The 1,636-nt window shown below is 71.7% G+C and carries 1 protein-coding gene; it reads right to left on the bottom strand.

Annotation, left to right across the window (positions count from 1 at the left end; genetic code table 11):
• Positions 1–170: 170 nt before the first annotated feature.
• Complete coding sequence (locus tag ACFYWM_RS44690; RefSeq protein ID WP_389927989.1) at positions 171–1,355, bottom strand: amidohydrolase family protein; 1,185 nt, start codon at positions 1,353–1,355, stop codon at positions 171–173.
• Positions 1,356–1,636 lie beyond the last annotated feature (281 nt).

Here is a 1,636-nt window from a genome sequence, read left to right as displayed (position 1 = left end):
GCTTTCGGCCGATCCTGTCGACCCGCCGTCGCTGAAGCGTCGGTCAGGGGCGCTTCATGGTGGGTCGCCGTAGCTGAAGCGCGGCCTCGGAAAGGAGCGCAGGGCCGGGGTCACGACCCGTCCAGGGCTGTTTCACCTCTCGTCGATCCGAATCCTCGGCCGGATGCGCGTCACCTGACCCTCACGCCCGCCCGGAAGACCGCTCGGACGTCCCGGAGCCGGTCGAGATCGTCGAGGGGGTCGCCGGTCACGGCGAGCAGGTCGGCGTCCGCGCCCACCGCGATCCGTCCCTTCCGATCGGAGACCCCGCACGCCCGGGCGGCGAGGCTGGTCGCCGCGGTGAGCGCCTCCAGCGGAGACGGGCCCTCCTCGGCGAACTGGGCGACGGCGTACGGCAGCACGTCGTGCGGCTTGACCGGCATGATGCCGGCGTCCGTGCCGAGCACGATCCTGGCACCGAGCCTGTGGAGGGTCCTGAGAGCCTCGTGTACGGCCTCCACGCGCTTGGCGACCTCCGGTGGCAGGACGAGCGGTGAATCGCCGGGGACGACCCCGATCGTCACGCTCACGAAGGTGTCGCTCCCGGCGACGGCGGCGAGCAGGGCGGGGTCCGCGTCGACGCCGTCCGCGGTCACGAACGTCGCGTGCTCGATGCTGTCCACTCCCGCCGCCAGCGCGTCCCGGATCGCCCGCGTACCGTGCGCGTGGGCGGCGACGGGCAGGCCGAGCCGGTGCGCCTCCTCGACGACGACCCGCAGGTCGGCCGGTGAGTACTGCGACTCGTGCGGCGGTGGCGAGCCCGGCGTCATGTTGCCGCCGCTCAACATGATCTTGACCACCGCGCAGCCCCGCTCGTGCCGCTCCCGCACCGCGGCACGCAGGGCGGTGGCTCCCTCGGCCACTCCGCCCATGAAGTGGCAGTGACCGCCGTACGTGGTGATCGGGGGCCCGGCGGCGAGGATCTCCGGCCCTCCCCCGGGGTGCCGCCCCGCCTCCGCGCTCAGCGCCAGCGCCAGATAGTCGCGATCACCGAGGTCGCGCACGGTCGTGATACCGGCCCGGAGCGCCCTGTCGGCCGCGATCCGCATCCCGGCCAGCAGATCCGCGTCGTCAGCGGTGGTGAACGCGGTCACCGGGTCGGGACCGGCGTCGAAGCCGAGATGCACATGAGGGTCGACGAGCCCCGGCATCAGGAAGGTGTCCGCGCCCAGGTCGATCAGGTCCACCCCGTCCGGCGGAGGAGCGCCCGTGGTGTCCACGCCGGTGATCCGCCCGTCCTCCACGAACACCGTCGTGGGGCCGGACAGGTTCGTGCCGTCGAACATCAGTCCGGCGTGAATCGCGAGAGGCGTCATGGTCGGGAGGCTCCTGGAGGAAGGTGGCACACGTGACCGTCCTGTCCCGTCTTCGGGACGGCGCGGATCGGGCCGCGATAAGCGAACAACATCACGAACCACCTGAGAGGACCCTGAAACTCGCTGAGAAGCCACTCAGAGGGAACATCCGGCATCCCTGGACGGGTCGTGACCCCGGCCCTGCGCTCCTTTCCGAGGCCGCGCTTCAGCTACGGCGACCCACCCCGAAGCGCCCCTGACCGACGCTTCAGCGACGGCGGGTCGACAGGACCCCGGAAAGA

It is taken from the genome of Streptosporangium sp. NPDC002721, from assembly GCF_042888905.1.
Taxonomy (GTDB): domain Bacteria; phylum Actinomycetota; class Actinomycetes; order Streptosporangiales; family Streptosporangiaceae; genus Streptosporangium.
The sequence above is the reverse complement of the archived record's forward strand: the minus strand, read 5'-3'. Positions and strand labels throughout refer to the sequence as shown.

What these genes read in the sequence shown, in the direction of transcription:
- ACFYWM_RS44690 (WP_389927989.1), bottom strand. Translation starts at nt 1,355, where the DNA reads ATGACGCCTCTCGCGATTCACGCCGGACTGATGTTCGACGGCACGAAC.